Origin of the sequence: Caryophanon latum (assembly GCF_001700325.1) — a bacterium.
Taxonomy (GTDB): domain Bacteria; phylum Bacillota; class Bacilli; order Bacillales_A; family Planococcaceae; genus Caryophanon; species Caryophanon latum.
This window is the reverse complement of sequence record NZ_MATO01000095.1, coordinates 1-1,092: the sequence shown is the minus strand read 5'-3', so window position 1 is coordinate 1,092 and position 1,092 is coordinate 1. Positions and strand designations below refer to the sequence as shown.

The window sequence follows — 1,092 nt, the reverse complement described above, 5'->3', positions numbered from 1 at the left end:
TTGGGGGTTTCCCCCTGTGAGAGTAGGACGTCGCTTCGCACACATAGACCGGTTAAGCATTCGCTTAGCCGGTTTTTTCATACGTTTCTTTAGTTATTACATCACACGTGTTGATTAACCAAAATCATCCAATATCTATTTGATAAAGTTCGCGGTGGAATTCGACTATTTCCTTGAGTCCAATTCGCCATTCAATCGGCAGGGTATCACAAATAAACTGGCGTGTGAAACCAGCGAAAGATAGTCATTTACAGTGCTTTGTCTTGTGACCTTCCGTTTGTAAAAACTTAAGTAATACGTAGGCAATTAATTAACGCTGCGAATAGTTGGCTGTAGACCGCGTTTTTAGTCGTGCCAAATAAAACAGACACATTTAAGTTCTGTTTGATCCAGCGAAAAAAGGATTCAATTGCCCAGCGTTCTTTGTACATGCCAGCGATTTCTTCTGCCGTTACATCGCGAAGATTTGTCACAACACGCACAACATCTCCTTCTTGGCAAACGTTAAATGATACTGATAAATATAGACTATTTGAGAATTCTTCAGATGTTAATGCTTTAACTAGTATTTTTAGTGAATTAATAAAACAAGGCTATTTGAAATAATTTTTTCACTTAAGTAATTTTAGCTGTCGTGTCGTATAAAATTAACTGTACTGTGTAGAATGTTGAGGAAGTTAAATAGCTCGCGTCAATCACCTATTTTATTAAGTGTCATGATTTAATTCAAAACTTGAAAAAGGCACGTATTGAGAATCGTTTGGAGAGTCGTTTAAAGGATTATACAAAGTATAAATTATTAATCATTGATGAAATTGGTTATTTATCAATTGATTCGGAGGATGCGAAGCTATTTTTTCAACTTATTGATGCACGTTATGAAAAGCTGGGGGAACCTTTAGCAAAAATTAAAACTTGTTATCAAAAATCCTTATTTTATTTTGAAACGCTGAATAAAGTAAACTATTTAAAAATTCTAAAGGAAGAAAAAATGATGTATCTATAATAAAACCTTTTGTAAAAGGCTTTATTATAAATAACAGAATGTTTCAGGTCTGTTGATTAGCCATTTATATACAGTGAAATCGGTTG

At 34.1% G+C, this 1,092-nt stretch carries 1 protein-coding gene and 1 pseudogene; one reads left to right on the top strand and one right to left on the bottom strand.

Going from position 1 to position 1,092, the window contains the following annotated elements; all coding sequences use genetic code 11:
- Nucleotides 1-287: 287 nt before the first annotated feature.
- Complete coding sequence (locus A6K76_RS17125; protein ID WP_066466635.1) at nt 288-482, bottom strand: transposase; 195 nt, start codon at nt 480-482, stop codon at nt 288-290.
- A 215-nt stretch (nt 483-697) separates the two neighbouring features.
- On the opposite strand from A6K76_RS17125, the pseudogene A6K76_RS16940 reads away from it, so the two are divergent.
- Nucleotides 698-886, top strand: a pseudogene (locus A6K76_RS16940) (ATP-binding protein); the annotation flags it as partial.
- Nucleotides 887-1,092 lie beyond the last annotated feature (206 nt).